The organism is Serinibacter arcticus (assembly GCF_003121705.1).
Classification (GTDB): domain Bacteria; phylum Actinomycetota; class Actinomycetes; order Actinomycetales; family Beutenbergiaceae; genus Litorihabitans.
This window is the reverse complement of record NZ_PYHR01000002.1, coordinates 2,881,494-2,895,742: the sequence shown is the minus strand read 5'-3', so window position 1 is coordinate 2,895,742 and position 14,249 is coordinate 2,881,494. Positions and strand designations below refer to the sequence as shown.

At 73.6% G+C, this 14,249-nt stretch carries 18 protein-coding genes; 8 read left to right on the top strand and 10 right to left on the bottom strand.

Translation table 11 applies throughout. The annotated features are described in order from the left end of the window. Window positions 1-116 precede the first annotated feature (116 nt). A complete protein-coding gene (locus C8046_RS12975) occupies window positions 117-1,646 on the top strand; it encodes an HNH endonuclease signature motif containing protein (RefSeq protein ID WP_158277214.1) in 1,530 nt (509 codons plus the stop codon). A 52-nt stretch (window positions 1,647-1,698) separates the two neighbouring features. Here the strand turns inward: C8046_RS12975 and C8046_RS12970 are convergent, their stop codons facing one another. Genes C8046_RS12970 through rpmB form a run of 7 tightly spaced genes read right to left on the bottom strand, consistent with a single transcriptional unit; the run spans window position 1,699 to window position 3,593 of the window. Then, window positions 1,699-2,223 (bottom strand): NUDIX hydrolase, encoded by a 525-nt coding sequence (locus C8046_RS12970; protein WP_109229809.1) that lies wholly within the window; start codon window positions 2,221-2,223, stop codon window positions 1,699-1,701. A 51-nt stretch (window positions 2,224-2,274) separates the two neighbouring features. Then, window positions 2,275-2,445 carry a 50S ribosomal protein L32 gene (gene rpmF / locus C8046_RS12965; RefSeq protein ID WP_109229808.1) on the bottom strand — a complete coding sequence of 57 codons (171 nt, stop codon included), beginning with the start codon at window positions 2,443-2,445 and terminating at the stop codon, window positions 2,275-2,277. Beyond that, the gene (gene ykgO, locus C8046_RS12960; protein ID WP_109229807.1) at window positions 2,445-2,567 is read right to left on the bottom strand and encodes a type B 50S ribosomal protein L36; all 123 of its coding nucleotides are present in this window, start codon (window positions 2,565-2,567) and stop codon (window positions 2,445-2,447) included. The genes rpmF and ykgO overlap by 1 nt, the downstream gene beginning before the upstream one ends. Then, on the bottom strand, window positions 2,564-2,842 hold the full coding sequence (locus C8046_RS12955; RefSeq protein ID WP_109229806.1) for a type B 50S ribosomal protein L31: 279 nt from the start codon (window positions 2,840-2,842) through the stop codon (window positions 2,564-2,566). Before C8046_RS12955 ends, ykgO begins: the two co-directional genes overlap by 4 nt. 39 nt (window positions 2,843-2,881) lie before the next feature. Further along, the gene (gene rpsN / locus C8046_RS12950; RefSeq protein ID WP_109229805.1) at window positions 2,882-3,187 is read right to left on the bottom strand and encodes a 30S ribosomal protein S14; all 306 of its coding nucleotides are present in this window, start codon (window positions 3,185-3,187) and stop codon (window positions 2,882-2,884) included. Further along, the gene (rpmG, locus tag C8046_RS12945; protein WP_109229804.1) at window positions 3,187-3,357 is read right to left on the bottom strand and encodes a 50S ribosomal protein L33; all 171 of its coding nucleotides are present in this window, start codon (window positions 3,355-3,357) and stop codon (window positions 3,187-3,189) included. Before rpmG ends, rpsN begins: the two co-directional genes overlap by 1 nt. After that, on the bottom strand, window positions 3,357-3,593 hold the full coding sequence (gene rpmB / locus C8046_RS12940) for a 50S ribosomal protein L28 (protein WP_109229803.1): 237 nt from the start codon (window positions 3,591-3,593) through the stop codon (window positions 3,357-3,359). Before rpmB ends, rpmG begins: the two co-directional genes overlap by 1 nt. A gap of 52 nt (window positions 3,594-3,645) precedes the next feature. Here rpmB and C8046_RS12935 point away from each other — a divergent pair, with 52 nt between their 5' ends. Further along, the gene (locus C8046_RS12935; protein WP_109229802.1) at window positions 3,646-4,764 is read left to right on the top strand and encodes a GTP-binding protein; all 1,119 of its coding nucleotides are present in this window, start codon (window positions 3,646-3,648) and stop codon (window positions 4,762-4,764) included. A gap of 48 nt (window positions 4,765-4,812) precedes the next feature. Here C8046_RS12935 and C8046_RS12930 read toward each other — a convergent pair whose 3' ends face one another. Beyond that, window positions 4,813-5,703 carry a hypothetical protein gene (locus tag C8046_RS12930; protein ID WP_146197160.1) on the bottom strand — a complete coding sequence of 297 codons (891 nt, stop codon included), beginning with the start codon at window positions 5,701-5,703 and terminating at the stop codon, window positions 4,813-4,815. An 80-nt stretch (window positions 5,704-5,783) separates the two neighbouring features. On the opposite strand from C8046_RS12930, the gene C8046_RS12925 reads away from it, so the two are divergent. Beyond that, complete coding sequence (locus C8046_RS12925; RefSeq protein ID WP_109229800.1) at window positions 5,784-6,191, top strand: hypothetical protein; 408 nt, start codon at window positions 5,784-5,786, stop codon at window positions 6,189-6,191. A 152-nt stretch (window positions 6,192-6,343) separates the two neighbouring features. After that, complete coding sequence (locus C8046_RS12920) at window positions 6,344-6,976, top strand: MBL fold metallo-hydrolase (RefSeq protein ID WP_109229799.1); 633 nt, start codon at window positions 6,344-6,346, stop codon at window positions 6,974-6,976. Here the strand turns inward: C8046_RS12920 and C8046_RS12915 are convergent. Together C8046_RS12915 and C8046_RS12910 are read right to left on the bottom strand one after the other, a co-directional pair. Next, window positions 6,949-8,349 (bottom strand): MFS transporter, encoded by a 1,401-nt coding sequence (locus C8046_RS12915; protein WP_109229798.1) that lies wholly within the window; start codon window positions 8,347-8,349, stop codon window positions 6,949-6,951. The genes C8046_RS12920 and C8046_RS12915 overlap by 28 nt on opposite strands. An 86-nt stretch (window positions 8,350-8,435) precedes the next feature. Next, window positions 8,436-9,365, bottom strand: coding sequence for an SMP-30/gluconolactonase/LRE family protein (locus C8046_RS12910; protein ID WP_109229797.1), 930 nt, complete (start codon window positions 9,363-9,365; stop codon window positions 8,436-8,438). Between the two features lie 126 nt (window positions 9,366-9,491). On the opposite strand from C8046_RS12910, the gene C8046_RS12905 reads away from it, so the two are divergent. From C8046_RS12905 to C8046_RS12890, 4 genes are all read left to right on the top strand, one after another. Beyond that, a complete protein-coding gene (locus tag C8046_RS12905; protein ID WP_235866323.1) occupies window positions 9,492-11,819 on the top strand; it encodes a glycoside hydrolase family 3 N-terminal domain-containing protein in 2,328 nt (775 codons plus the stop codon). A 43-nt stretch (window positions 11,820-11,862) separates the two neighbouring features. Further along, window positions 11,863-12,393 (top strand): flavin reductase family protein, encoded by a 531-nt coding sequence (locus C8046_RS12900; protein ID WP_109229796.1) that lies wholly within the window; start codon window positions 11,863-11,865, stop codon window positions 12,391-12,393. Between the two features lie 126 nt (window positions 12,394-12,519). Further along, complete coding sequence (locus C8046_RS12895; protein ID WP_235866322.1) at window positions 12,520-13,551, top strand: NAD(P)H-binding protein; 1,032 nt, start codon at window positions 12,520-12,522, stop codon at window positions 13,549-13,551. Window positions 13,552-13,592: 41 nt separating this feature from the next. Beyond that, window positions 13,593-14,231 (top strand): maleylpyruvate isomerase N-terminal domain-containing protein, encoded by a 639-nt coding sequence (locus C8046_RS12890; protein WP_109229794.1) that lies wholly within the window; start codon window positions 13,593-13,595, stop codon window positions 14,229-14,231. Window positions 14,232-14,249 lie beyond the last annotated feature (18 nt).

Sequence of the window (14,249 nt, the reverse complement as noted above, 5' to 3'; positions counted from 1 at the left end):
CGGCGGACGACGGGGCGGGGGTGGTTGAGGTGGTGGCGGAGGTCGTGAGGGCGCTGGTTCCGCTTCCGGGTGCGGTCCTGAGGACGGCCCGTCGCGCGAAGGATGCGGCCGGCGAGGTGGCCGGGGCGGTTCGCGGGGGTGGAGCTGATGGTGGGGGCGCCGGGAGCGCGGCGGAGCTGCGCGAGGCGCTCGGGCTGCTGGACGAGACCGCGACGGTCATCGGCCTCGCACGCGCCGACCTCGCCGCGCGGATCCAGCGGGCCGGCGCCTGGGAGGGCAGCGACGCCGGGGTGACCTACACCGAGTGGCGCGGGCGGACGTCGCGCCAGGGTCGCGGGGCGTCGATCGGCGAGGAGCGCACGGCGGAGACGCTCGTGCAGCTGCCGGCGATCCGCGAGGCCGCCGCGGCGGGCGCGGTCAGCATCGAGCACGTCCGCGCGATCGGGGACGTGCTCGGCGAGGCGTCGGAGCGAGCCCGGGAGCGGGTGCTCACAGCGAGCAAGGAGATCGTCGAGGCGGCGTCGACCCTGTCCGTACCGGAGACGCGCAAGCAGCTGCGAGCGCTCGTCGCCTCGCTGGAGGCCGACTCCGCCGACCACGGCCACGAGGAGGTGCAGCGGCGACGCTTCGTCCGGCTGAGTCCGCGCGAGGGCGGCATCCGGATCGAGGGGCTGCTCGACGTGGTCGCCGGCGAGACCCTCCGCACCGCGCTCGACGCCGTCACCCCCGTACCCGCCGGCGACGACGACCGCTCGCCCGACCAGCGCCGCGCCGACGCTCTCGCGGGGCTCGCCGACCATGCGCTGTCGTGCGGATCGCACAAGGGCGGCGCCCAGGTGCGACCCCACCTGTCGATCCTCGTCCCGATCGCGACCTGGCTCCTGCTGACCGAACGTCGGCGCCTGATGTGCGGGCAGCGGGAGGCCGGCCTCGCGGCGCAGGCTGGAGCGGCCGCGGTGGCGGACGCGGGCGGGGCGGTCGGAGACGGCGCCGGGCGCTCGGGCACCGCGTTCCGCGCCTCCGGGCTGACTGTCGAACCGCCGCTCGCCCAGCTGCAGGACGGAACGCTGATCCCGTTCGCTGCACTGGACGTGCTGGCGTGCGACGCCCTGCTGCAGCGTGTCGCCCTGGACGCCGACGGCTCACCCCTCGACGTCGGACAGTCGATGCGCACCTTCGAGGGCGACCTCCGGAGGGCGATCCTGACCCGCGACCGGCACTGCCAGTTCCCTGGCTGCAGCCTGCGGGCGACCTGGTGCGAGGTGCACCACATCCACCACTGGGCGAACGACGGGCCGACCTCGCTGGAGAACGGCGTCACCCTGTGCTCGCGACACCACCACCAGGTCCACCGGCACAACATCTCGGTGCTGCCCGTCCGAGGCGGGTTCGTCTTCGCCGCTGCCGACGGTCGTCGCATCGGCGCGACCTCACGCCTGGCCGACGCCCTGCTCGTCCCCCGCACGAAACGGATCGGTGGCGGCGCGGAGACCAGCGGCGGTCGTCCCACCGGTGGTCGAGGGACCGACGATCGGCGGGCCGGCACGAACGGGCCTCGGGCACCGGCCGCCCCCACCTCCCGGACGACCGTGGACCGATCGGGTCGGCCACCACCCGGCGGCGGCGAGCCCGCGTCGCTCTGGTAGCTCGCGTCGCCAGGGTTTCGGCGCGGCGAGACAGCGATGCGACTCCGGCACGTCAGACGGCGAAGAGCGCCTCACCTCGTTCCGGCAGGGCGTCGTCGATCCGGGCGCGCATGCCGTCGGACATCGGCGGAAGGACTGCGACGTCGAACCAGGCGGCGTCGGTGTTCTCTCCGTCGGCGGGGTGAGGATCGCCCGAGACGTATCCGAACCGGAAGGTGAGGTCGATGTACTGGGTCCGGTCGCCGTTGCCGTAGACCACGGGAGCGGTGACCGAGACCGAGGCGAGACGCTGCGCCGTCGCGACGACGTCCGCCTCCTCGAGGACCTCGCGAGCTGCGGCGACGGCGGGTTCCTCACCCGGATCGACGATGCCGGTGACCGGGGTCCAGGCCCCGGTGTCGGACCGCCGCACGAGCAGCACCTCGAGGCCGGCGGCGCGCGGTCCGCCGTCGGAACCCACGGCGTCGCCACCATCGCCCGCCCGCTCGCGGAGGACGACGGCGGTCACACCGGTGAGCCACAGCGGCGCCGTGCCGATGTGCCGGCGCAGCTCGAGGATGAACTCGGGGGTGGCCATGCGCTCCAGGCTAACCAGAGCACGGCGACCACCCCCGGGTCGGAGAGCGGTTCAGTCCGGGACGACGAGCCCACGCTGGACGGCCCGGGCGAGGCGTCGCGGCACTCGCACCCACTCCCCCGAGGCCGCCCGCACGGGGACCAGGTCGACCGGCGTCGCCTTCCAGCTCGACCGGCGCGACCGGGTGTTGGAGCGCGAGAGCTTCCGCTTGGGAACCGCCATCAGCCCTGCCTGCCCTTCCAGCGCGGATTCTTCTTGTTGATCACGAACACGCGACCTCGGCGACGGACCACGATCGAGCCGTCCTTCTGCGCGAGCGACCGCAACGACGCCCTCACCTTCACGAGGCGGCCCCCGTTCGGCCGTACCGGCGGTTGAACTTCTCGACCCGGCCGGCGGTGTCGAGGATCTTCTGGCGGCCCGTGTAGAACGGGTGGCTCACCGAGGAGATCTGCACCTCGACGAGCGGGTAGGTTCGGCCGTCGCCCCACTCGATCGTGGCGGTCGTCGACGCAGCAGCGGTCGAGCGGGTGAGGAACTCGCGACCAGGGGTGCCCTCGGGCACGGAGACGTCACGGAAGACGACGTCGCCGTACGGGGGGTGGATGTCCTTCTTCATGGGGATCCTTCGTGAGAACGCCGGCGAGACGGATGCGACTCACCAGCTCGACTTGGTGACACCGGGCAGCTCGCCCCGCAGCGCGCGCTCGCGCAGCGAGACCCGCGAGAGCCCGAACTTCCGGTAGTAGCCGCGCGGACGACCGTCGGTGACGTCCCGGTTGCGCACCCGCGTGGGGCTCGCATCCCGGGGCAGCCGGTGGAGCGCCCGCATCGCGGCCTCCCGCTCGGCCGCCGGACGCGCGGGGTCGACGCTCGCGCGCTTGAGCTCGCGGCGGACGTCCGCGTACCGGGCGACGACCTCCTGGCGCTGGAGGTTGCGAGCGACCTTCGACGTCTTGGCCATCAGCGCTCCTCGCGGAACTCGACGTGGCGCCGCACCACGCGGTCGTACTTGCGCAGCACGAGCCGGTCCGGCGTCGTTCGCCGGTTCTTCTGGGTCATGTAGGTCACGCCCGTGCCCGCGGTGGACCGCAGCTTGATCACGGGTCGCACGTCCTGGGAACGGCCGGCCATCAGACCTTCCCTCCCCGGGCGCGGATGCGGACGACGGCGGCCTCGATACCGATGCGGTCGATGAGCCGGATGGCCCGCACCGAGAGGGTGAGCGTGACGGTGCGCCCGAGGGAGGGCACCACGTAGCGCTTGCGCTGGAGGTTGGGGTCCCACCGCCTGGAGGTGCGCACGTGCGAGTGCGACACCTGCTTCCCGAAGGAGGGGGCGGCACCCGTGAGCTGGCAGGTTGCTGTCATGCCTCGATACTAGATATTGATAATCATTCTCGTCAAGGGTTACGCTCACGGCATGACCTCCCCCACCACCGTCGTCGTCCTCGCCGCGACCGATCCCGCGGAGCGCGAGGCTGCGCTCGTCACCGCCCTGCTCGACCACCCGGACGTCCTCGCCGTGGTCCACGACCTGGAGCAGCGGGGCGACGACGTCGTCCTGCGACGCCGGGTCGTCGATCCGCGCGGCCCCGGGAGCGACGAGATCATCCCGATGGAGCACGCGTGCGCCGGCTGCGCCCTGCGTGAGGACGCGATCCCGGCGATCGCCGACCTGCTGGCGCGCGAACCGCGCGGCATCGTCCTCGCCCTGCCGCTGGGCGCCGAGATCCTGCCGGCCACGCGGATCCTGCACGGGCACGCCGGACCCGACGGACCCCTGGCGGGCGTGCGGCTGGGCGCGACCGTCGCCGTCGTGAACGCCGCCGAGATCGAGGGTGACCTCCTCGACGGCGACGACGCCCTCCTGTCCCACCTCGTCTCCGCCGACATCATCCTGCTCGACCACGAGTCCCCGGCCGCGCACGCCCCGGCCGCCTCCGCGCAGGGCGCCGCCCTCGCGGACACCCTGCGCTGGGCGCGCTCCACCCGTCACGACGACCTCTGCCACCCCTGGCTCGACGCTGCGCTGGCCGGGAGCCACGACCCCGTCGACCTCGACCGTCGTCACGACCCCGCGACGCTCGATCCCGCCGATCGGTTCACGGCCACCGCCCCGGCGACGCCCCCGCTCGAGGCCGGCCCCGCCGACGTGTGGACCCTCGACCTCCACAGCTCGCGCCCCTTCCACCCCGACCGCGTCCTCGCGACGATGAGCGAGCTCGCCACCGCTCGAACGGTGAGCCGCGGGCGCTTCTGGCTCCCGAACCGCCCCGATGCGGTGTGCGGGTGGGAGGCGCTCGGCGGCACGGTCTGCGTCGGCGTCGCGGGCACGTGGGACGAGGCCGAGCCGAGCACGGCGCTGCAGGTCACGGGCGTCGGACCGGGCGCCGAGGCCGTCCGGCGCGCCTTCGAGCGCGCGCTGCTCGACGACGTCGAGATGGCCGCGGGGCCGGCGACGTGGCTCGGGCGGGAGGACCCGTTCGAGCCCTACCTCGGCTCCCCCGCCGACCTCTACCGGGGCGACGCCGCAGCCTGACCGCAGTTTGATAACCGTTCTCATAGTCGTTATCGTCACCACCAGCAATCACCCCTCCACGAAAGGCGCGCCCACCCGGGCCAGGAACTCCATGTCCAGCACCACCGCCACCACGCCTCGCCGCGCTCTCGCGGCGGGCGCCTCCCTCGCGGCCCTCGCGCTCGTGCTCTCCGCCTGCGGCAGCCCGGGCTCCGGCGACTCCGCCTCGCCCACCGACGAGGCCTCCAGCGAGACGGCCGGGTCGACCGAGTCCGCCGATCCCGCCGAGACCGACGGCGACCACGCCGAGGACGGCCACGAGCACGAGGCCGGGGCCACCGAGGCCGCCGCCCGGACCCCCGCGTCGCCCTCACCTACGACGGCGGGGTGCTCGTGCTGGACGCCACGTCGCTCGACGTCGAGGCCGACCTCCCGCTCGACGGCTTCAACCGCCTGTCCGACGCCGGCGACGGCCGCCACGTGGCCGTCTCCACGCAGGGCGGCTGGGCGTTCCTCGACGCCGGCACCTGGAGCCAGGCGCACGGCGACCACTCGCACTACTACACGGCCGAGCCCGCCCTCCACGACGTGCTGGTCGCCGCCGAGACACCCGGCCACGTCGTCGTCCACGACGGCCTGACCGCGCTCTTCGACGACGGCACCGGCGAGATCACGGTCGTCCCGGCCGACGGCTGGACCGAGGCGCTCGAGCACGACGAGGTCGAGCCCACCCGCACGTTCACGACGCCGTCCGCACACCACGGCGTCGCCGTCGCCACGCAGGCGGGGCACCTCGTGGTGACCGAGGGGACGGACGAGGGCCGCACGGGTGCCCGTCTCCTCGAGGCCGCCGATGCCGAGCTCGACGCCAGCGCCGAGTGCCCGGGCGTGCACGGCGAGACCGTCGCCGGCGAGGAGACGGTCGTGCTCGGCTGCGAGGACGGCGTGCTGATCCTCCACGGCGACCACTTCCACAAGGTCGCCTCCCCGACGCCTACGGCCGCATCGGCAACCAGTTCGGGACCGAGAGCTCCGCCGTCGTGCTCGGCGACTACAAGACCGACCCCGAGGGCATTCTCACGTCGGTCTCGCTCATCGACACCGAGGCGGAGACGATCCAGATCGTCGACATCGGCTCGCAGTACACCTTCCGCAACCTCGCTCGCGGCGACGACGACACGGCCCTCGTGCTCGGCACCGACGGCGCGCTGCGCGTCATCGACCCGACCACGGGCGAGATCGTCCGCACCGCCCCGGTGATCGACGCCTGGGAGGTGCCCGAGGAGTGGCAGCAGGCCCAGCCCGCGATCAAGGTGATGGACGGCATGGCCTACATCACCGAGCCCGCGACGAACGAGCTGCACGTCGTGGACTACACCACGGGTGAGGTCTGGAAGTCCGTCGAGCTGCCGCAGACCCCGAACGAGATGGTCGTCGTCAGCGGCTGACCTACGCCAGAAACCCCTCGCCGGCGGTGCGCAACCCCCTCGGCGGTGGTGCAGAAATCCCTCGCCGGCGGCACGTGCCCTCGGCGAGGGGTTTCTGCACCACCGGCGAGGGGTTTCTGCACCTCGCGGGGCCGCCCGCGTACGGTGGAACGATGACGGCCCGCATCGAACGCGTCCTCACCCACGGCACCCACCCGGTCGACGGGCGGGAGGTCGAGCTCGACAACAACGTCTGGATCGTCGGCGACGACACCGAGGTCGTCGTCATCGACGCCTCCCACCAGCCGCAGGTGATCGCCGACGCGATCGGCGGGCGCCGCGTCGTCGGGATCCTGCTGACCCACGGCCACCGCGACCACATCGGTGGCGCGCCCGAGCTCGAGCGCCTCACCGGCGGTCCGGTGTGGCTGCACCCGGCCGACGCCGAGCTCTGGGAGGCCGCGCACCCCGAGATCCCCGTCCCGACGGCGGGGCTCCCCGCCCACCAGACGGTCACCGTCGCGGGGACCCACCTCGAGGTGCGCCACACCCCCGGCCACACGCCGGGCGCGAGCGTCGTCGTCGCGAGCGAGCTGGGCGCGGTCTTCACGGGCGACACCCTGTTCGAGGGCGGCCCGGGGGCGACGCGGTGGGAGTACTCCTCGTTCCCGCAGATCGTCGAGTCGATCACCGAGAACCTGCTGACCCTGCCCGAGGACACGGTCGTCCACACGGGCCACGGCCCCGACACCACGATCGGCGCCGAGGCCGTCCACCGTCAGGAGTGGATCGACCGCGGCTGGTGAACCACCGGGTTGCGGATCCCGAACCAGCTGACCACGCCGCCCACGACGAGGAGCCCCGCCGTCACGAGCAGTCCGCGGTGGAAGCCCTCGACCGTGAGCACCCCGCCGACGATCGCGCCGAGCAGCGCGATCGAGACGAGCCCGGCCACGCGCGCGACCGCGTTGTTCACGGCTGACCCGATGCCGGCGTCGTCGGGGCTGATCGCACCGAGGATCGCGGCCGTCAGCGGGGCGACCGTGATCGCGAGCCCCAGGCCGAACACCACCAGCCCGGGCAGCAGCTGCGTCCAGTAGACGACGTCCTCGCGGGCGCCCAGGAGCATCAGGTAGCCCACGCCGCCGACGATCGGCCCGACCGTCATGAACACGCGCGGGCCGAACCGCCCCGCGAGCGCCCCGAACCGCGCCGAGAGCGCGAGCATGACGAGGGTGATGGGCAGCTGGGACAGGCCGGCCGCCGTCGCGCTCCACCCCGCGACCTCCTGGAGGAACAGCGTGATGACGAGGCCGCCGAAGTACAGCGCCGCGTAGATCGCGGCCGTGGCGACGTTGCCCCACGTGAAGTTGCGGCTGTCGAACAGGCGCAGGGGGAGCATCGGGTCGGCGACCCGCCGCTCCCACCACACGAACGCGACCAGCCCGACGACGCCGATCACCAGGCCGCCGACCACCACCGGGTGGGTCCAGCCGAGGCGTCCCTGCTCGATCAGCCCGAGCACCCCGGCCGCGAGCGCGACGGCGGCGATCGTCGCCCCCACGACGTCGAGCCGTCGACGGACGACCGGCACCGTCTCGACCGGCACGCCGCGGGTGAGCCACAGCGTCACGGCGAGCACGGGGACGTTGATCCAGAACACCCAGCGCCAGGTGGCGTGGTCCACGAGCAGGCCGCCGAGCAACGGTCCCGCGATCGAGGCGGTGCCCGTCCACGCCGTCCACACCCCGATGGACCGTGCCTGCGCGGCGCCGGAGAACGCGGCGATGATCATCGCGAGCGACGACGGCACGAGCAGCGCGCCCGCCACGCCCTGCAGCGCGCGGGCGAGGACGAGCAGCACGCCGCTCGGCGCGATCGCGCACAGGACGCTCGCGACGGCGAAGCCCACCAGTCCGGCGATCAGCACGCGTCGGCGGCCCAGGACGTCCGAGAGCGAGCCCGCCAGGAGGATGAGCGCCCCGAGCGTGACGAGGTAGGAGTCGACGACCCACTGCTGCAGGGGCAGGCCGGTCAGCGGCCCGGTCGTGAGCTCGCGGGAGATCGCCGGCAGGGCGACGTTGACGACGCTCCCGTCGAGGAACGAGACGAACGAGGCGAGGATCGCGACGACGAGCACGCGCCGCTGGGTGGGGGTCACGGGGAGATCGTGCCGCATCCGGCGCGGGTGTCACGCCCGAAAGGCCTCGCGACCACACCCGAAGGGCCTCGCCGACACACCCGAAAGGCCTCGCGAGCGGTGGGTCAGCGGGTGACGTCGCCGAGCTTCAGCAGGTAGACCGACGACGACGCCGTGATCGCGAGCCGCTTGAGGTCGGGAGAGAAGGCGAGGTTCGAGGTCTCCTGCGGCACCCGGATCGTGCCGAGGTGACGCGCCTGCTCCCCGGGCAGCCCGGGCCGCAGGATCTCGATCCCGGCGGCGCTCGAGGACCAGATCCGTCCCGCGGGGTCGACCCGCAGACCGTCCGGGCTGCCCTCGAACGTGCGGTGCACGATCCACGGCTGCCGCAGCTCGGGACCGTCGAGGCTCATCCGCACGCGGAAGCCGAGGATGTGGCGCGCCTCGGAGTCCGTGACGTAGAGGACGGTCTCGTCGGCGCCGAACGCCAGGCCGTTGGGCTGACGCATGGCGGGCAGCTGGGCGGTCATCGACCGGGTGCCGTCGCGCAGCCCGCGCGCCCCGATCCGGTAGACGTGCTGGCCACCGATCTCGCTGACCGCACCCTCGGGGTCGAAGCCCTCGGTGGGCTGCGTGAGGCCGTAGGTGGGGTCGGTGAACCAGATCCCGCCGTCGGCGGCCACCACGACGTCGTTCGGGGAGTTGAACCGCTTCCAGTCGTAGAAGTCCGCGAGCATCGTCCAGCGGCCGTCGTGCTCGCGCCGGAGGACGGCGCGCTCACCGCTCGCCGCGGCGACGAGGCGACCCTCGTGGTCGACGGTGTGGCCGTTCTGGTGGTGGGAGGGGGCGATCCACACCCGCGCTCCGCGGCCGGAGTCCCAGGCGTGCAGCCGGTTGCCGCGGACGTCGCTCCACACGAGCGTGTCGCCGAGCCAGGCCGGGCCCTCGAACCACTCGCCGCCGGACGCGATCTCCTTCAGGCGCGCACCCGGGGCCACGAGGCCACGCACGGACGGGTCGACGACGTCGAGACGTACCTCGTATCGCTCAGTCACCCGTCAACCCTAAGCGCAGCGCCGTCGACCCGGGCGGGACGCCGCCCTCGCCGTCGAAGCGATTCGACGGACCTCGTGCGCCTCGGTAGCCTCGACCTACGCCCGCCATCGACGTCAGGACGACCCGTGACCTCTGCGACCCCCTCCTCCCCCGAGAACGCCCGGACCGGCACCTCACCGGCAGCGCCGTACACCGACCCTCGCCTCCCGATCACGGAGCGGGTGGCCGACCTCGTGGGGCGCATGACGCTCGCGGAGAAGGTCGGCCAGATGATGCAGCTCCCCGCGGGGGCGGGGTACGGGGTCGACGCCGACCTCGGTTCGATCGTCGTCGACATGGCGGTCGGCTCGATCCTGCACGCCTCCCCCGAGCAGCTCCAGGAGGCGCACGACCTCGTCGCCACCACACGGCTGCAGATCCCGCTGCTGGTGGGCGAGGACTGCATCCACGGCCACAGCTTCTTCCGCGGCGCCACGATCTACCCCACCCAGCTGGGCATGGCCGCGACCTGGGACGCCGCTCTCGTGGAGCGCGTCGCGCGGGCCACCGCCGTCGAGGTCGCGCCCACCGGCGTCCACTGGACCTTCTCCCCCGTGCTGTGCATCGCGCGCGACCTGCGCTGGGGCCGCGTCTCCGAGACCTTCGGCGAGGACCCCCACCTCATCGGCGAGCTCGCGAGCGCCATGGTCCGCGGCTACCAGGGCGACGGGCTCGAGGACCCGACGGCGATCCTCGCCACCGCGAAGCACTTCGCCGCCTACTCCGAGACGCAGGGCGGCCGCGACGCCAGCGAGGCCGACGTCTCCCGCCGCAAGATGCTGTCCTGGTACACGCCGCCGTTCGAGCGCGTCGCCCGCGAGGGCTGCGCCACCTTCATGCTCGGCTACCAGTCGACCGACGGTGTGCCCATCACGATCAACACCTGGCTCCTGGGCGAGGTCATGCGCGAGCAGTGGGGCTACGGCGGCATGCTCGTGACCGACTGGGACAACGTCGGCCAGCTCGTGCGGATCCAGCGGATCAGCCCCGACTTCGCCGACGCCGCCGCCCGTGCGGTGCTCGCCGGCAACGACATGATCATGACGACGCCGGAGTTCTTCGCCGGCGCGCAGGAGGCAGTGGAGAAGGGGACCCTCCCGATCGAGGCCGTGGACGCCGCCGTCGGGCGCATCCTGCAGGTGAAGTTCGCGCTCGGGCTGTTCGAGGACGCGCGTCGCCCGGACGTGGCCGGTCAGGCCGCGGTGATCGGCAGCGACGAGCACGCCGAGCTCAACCTCGAGGTCGCGCGCCGCTCGCTCGTCCTGCTGCGCAACGGCGGGGTGCTGCCGCTGGACGCCTCGCCCGACGTCGCACCGCGCACGGTCGCCGTCGTCGGCCCGAACGCCGACGACGAGCACACGATCCTGGGCGACTGGGCCGGGGCGTCGGGCCAGGCCCCGTGGCTGATGGACGGGCACCCGCGCGAGATGACGACCACGGTGCTGGACGGCTTCCGTGCGCAGGTGCCCGACGGCTGGGAGGTCCTGCACGCACGCGGCGCCGACATCCTCACCCTGGAGAACGACCCGCTGGGCGCGACGTTCTCCGACGGCCAGCCGCGGCCCCAGATCGTGGTGCCGACCCCGCCGGACGAGGCGCTGATCGCGGACGCGGTCGCGGCCGCCCGGGCGTCCGACGTCGTGGTGGCCGTCGTGGGCGACCGCATCGAGCTGGTCGGCGAGGGCCGCTCGACGGCGACGCTCGAGCTCGTCGGCGGACAGGTCGCGCTGCTCGACGCCCTGGCCGAGGTGGCGCGGGAGACCGGTACGCCCCTGGTCGTCGTCGTCCTGGCGAGCAAGCCGCACGTGCTGCCGCCGTCCGTCGAGGCGGCCGACGCGATCGTGTGGGCGGCCAACCCGGGCATGCAGGGGGGCCACGCCGTGGCCGAGCTCGTCCTCGGCCGGATCGAGCCGACCGGACGGCTGCCGCTGTCGTGGCCGCGTCACGTCGGCCAGCAGCCGATCTTCTACAACCAGATCACCAGCCAGCACGGGACCCGGTACGCCGACCTCACGCAGGACCCCGCGTGGGTCTTCGGCGAGGGGCTGTCCTACTCGTCGGTGGCGTACTCCGACCTGCGGGTATCGACCCCCGTCGTGGGGAGGAGCGACGTCGTCCGGGCCTCGGTCACGGTCGCCAACACGGGGGCACGCCGCGTGCTCGAGACCGTGCAGGTCTACGTGCGCGACGTCGTGACCTCGGTGACGTGGGCCGACAAGGAGCTCAAGACGCACCGCCAGGTGTGGCTCGAGCCGGGCGAGTCCGCCGTCGTCGACCTCGAGCTGCCGGTCGCCGCGTGCACGATCGTGGACGCCGACGGCGAGCGGATCGTCGAGCCGGGTTCGTTCGCCCTGCTCGTGGGGCCGTCCTCACGGAACGAGGTCCTGCTGACGGGCACGTTCGACGTGGTCTGAACCCACGCCGTCCGAGCCCAGGCCGGGAGCGCAGGATGGTGGCATGAGCGCTGCTGACCACCCCGCCGACCACCCCGCCGACGAACCGATGGACACCGCCGCCTTCCGCGCGCTGGTCGGCCGCCACCCCGCCGGGGTCTGCGTGGTCGCGCTCACGGACGACGGCGGTGCCCCGGTCGGCTTCACGGCCTCCTCGGTCGTGTCCGTGTCCTCGACCCCGCCCGTCCTGGCGTTCTGCGTCTCGGGGCGCTCCTCGTCGTGGCCGGCCCTCGCCGTCGCGCGCTCCGTGGCGGTCAGCTTCCTCGCCCTGGACCAGGCGGCCCTGGCCGAGCGGTTCGCCGCGCGGGGCGTCGACCGGTTCGCCGACGGCGGCTGGTCGCGCCTCCCGGGCGGCGAACCGGTCGTCGACGGCGCGCGCGAGTGGGTGCGCGGCACCGTGCTGACGCGGGTGCCGCTCGGCTCCAGCCACCTGGTCGCGATCGCCGCGACCGACCACGGCGGACACCGGCCGGAGGCTCCCCCGCTGGCCTACCGCACCGGCGCCTGGGCCGAGGTCCGCCCGCTCGAGGGCTGAGCGGAGGGATCCGGCAGAAAACCCGAGCAGAACCCGACGGGTCGGTCCACCCGGCACGGGGTGATACTCGACAAGCAGTCAGGCGGTGTGCCGGCGGCAGCGATGCGCGACGGCGGGAGTGGCCCCATGACTGTTCTGGTGACAGGTGCGACTGGATACGTGGGGAGCCGGCTCGTGCCGGCCCTCCTCGAGGCCGGCCACGCGGTGCGGGCCTCGGCCTCCTCCGCCGGCAAGCTGGACTCCCTGTGGTGGGGCGACCGGGCCGAGCACGTCGCGATGGACGTCGACGACGACGACCAGGTGCGCGAGGCGGTCGCCGGCGTCGAGACGGTCGTCTACCTCATCCACGGTCTGGACGCCGAGGACTTCGTCCGCAAGGACCGCGAGGCCGCCGAGCGGATGGCACGCCACGCGCGGGCCGCCGGCGTCGCCAGGATCGTCTACCTCTCGGGCATCGTGCCCGACGTGCCGCGCGAGGACCTGTCGGACCACATCCGCTCGCGGCTCGAGGTCGAGGAGGCGCTGGGCGACTCGGGCATCCCCACGGTGTCGCTGCGCGCCGCCGTCCTGCTCGGCTCCGGATCGACGTCGTTCGAGATCATCCGGCAGATCTCCGAGCGCCTCCCCCTCCAGACCATCCCGACCTGGATGCACTCCGAGATCCAGCCCATCGCGGTGGTCGACGCCGTGGCCGCCCTCGTGGGGGCCGTGGGCTGGGACGGGTCGCGCGTCTTCGACGTCGGCGGTCCCGACCGCCTGCCCTACCCCGACCTCCTGGCGACCTACGCGCGGATCACCGAGCTGCCGCGCCCGCAGATCCCGCTCCCGCTGCTGCCCGAGGGTGCCGTCGGCGCGATCGCGGCCCGGCTGACCGACGTGCCGACCGCGACCGTCGAGGCCCTGGTCGACAGCCTGAGCCACGACATGGTCGCGGCCGACGACGACTTCGTCCGCGAGCTGCTGCCCGCCGGGCACCGCCTGGTCGGCCTCGAGGAGTCGATCCGACGCGCGCTGGCGGACAAGGATCCCGACGCCGACCCCGCGACCGCCGACCCGATGGGTCCGCTGCCCCAGGACCCGGACTGGGCCGAGGGCGGTTCGGGCATCGTCTCGCGGATCACCGGAGCGATCGACGCGTTCCAGAAGCGACTGGGCTGACCCCCGGGAATCGCGAAGCCGCCCGAGGGCGTTGCACGGACATGACTCCCGACCTCCCCGGCCTCTACGCCGACGCCGTCGAGCGCGTCGCCACGCTGGCCGCGGGCGTGGACGAGCGGGTCGGCCGACGAGCCGTGCCCGCGACGCCGGCCTGGACCGTGCACGACCTGCTGGGGCACCTCGCGGGCGCGGCGACCGACGTCGTCGACGGCCGGCTGGACGGCTCCCCGGGGCGGTCGTGGACCAACCGACAGGTGGTCGAGCGGCGCTCGCGCACGACGGCGGAGCTCGCGTCCGAGCTGCGGGCCTCCGCCGGGCGGATGCCCGCCGGGACGCTCACGGCCGCGGGCCCGACGCCGGTGTGGGACCTGCTGACGCACGAGGCCGACCTGCGCGAGGCGCTGGACCTGCCGCGGGCACCGGCCGCGACGTGGGAGCTGCTGCTCCCGCTCGTCGTCGCCGTGATCGGCGGCCGGCCGCGGGTGCGAGGCTTCGAGGTGCGCACCACCCAGGCGTCGTGGCGGGTCGGGGTGCCGACCGCCCTCGTGACGCTGGACGGCGACGACTACGAGCTGCTGCGGATCCTGTTCTCGCGGCGCTCGACGGAGCAGATCGCGCGCGTCTCCGACGGCGTCGGGCTGCTGGAGCCGGTGGCCCTGTTCGGCCCGCGCGCGGCCTGAGCCGCGCACGGGGCGAGG

What these genes read in the sequence shown, in the direction of transcription:
- C8046_RS12970 (WP_109229809.1), bottom strand. Translation starts at nt 2,223, where the DNA reads ATGGCCACCCCCGAGTTCATCCTCGAGCTGCGCCGGCACATCGGCACG.
- rpmF (WP_109229808.1), bottom strand. Translation starts at nt 2,445, where the DNA reads ATGGCGGTTCCCAAGCGGAAGCTCTCGCGCTCCAACACCCGGTCGCGC.
- C8046_RS12955 (WP_109229806.1), bottom strand. Translation starts at nt 2,842, where the DNA reads ATGAAGAAGGACATCCACCCCCCGTACGGCGACGTCGTCTTCCGTGAC.
- rpsN (WP_109229805.1), bottom strand. Translation starts at nt 3,187, where the DNA reads ATGGCCAAGACGTCGAAGGTCGCTCGCAACCTCCAGCGCCAGGAGGTC.
- rpmG (WP_109229804.1), bottom strand. Translation starts at nt 3,357, where the DNA reads ATGGCCGGCCGTTCCCAGGACGTGCGACCCGTGATCAAGCTGCGGTCC.
- rpmB (WP_109229803.1), bottom strand. Translation starts at nt 3,593, where the DNA reads ATGACAGCAACCTGCCAGCTCACGGGTGCCGCCCCCTCCTTCGGGAAG.
- C8046_RS12935 (WP_109229802.1), top strand. Translation starts at nt 3,646, where the DNA reads ATGACCTCCCCCACCACCGTCGTCGTCCTCGCCGCGACCGATCCCGCG.
- C8046_RS12920 (WP_109229799.1), top strand. Translation starts at nt 6,344, where the DNA reads ATGACGGCCCGCATCGAACGCGTCCTCACCCACGGCACCCACCCGGTC.
- C8046_RS12915 (WP_109229798.1), bottom strand. Translation starts at nt 8,349, where the DNA reads ATGCGGCACGATCTCCCCGTGACCCCCACCCAGCGGCGCGTGCTCGTC.
- C8046_RS12900 (WP_109229796.1), top strand. Translation starts at nt 11,863, where the DNA reads ATGAGCGCTGCTGACCACCCCGCCGACCACCCCGCCGACGAACCGATG.
- C8046_RS12895 (WP_235866322.1), top strand. Translation starts at nt 12,520, where the DNA reads ATGACTGTTCTGGTGACAGGTGCGACTGGATACGTGGGGAGCCGGCTC.
- C8046_RS12890 (WP_109229794.1), top strand. Translation starts at nt 13,593, where the DNA reads ATGACTCCCGACCTCCCCGGCCTCTACGCCGACGCCGTCGAGCGCGTC.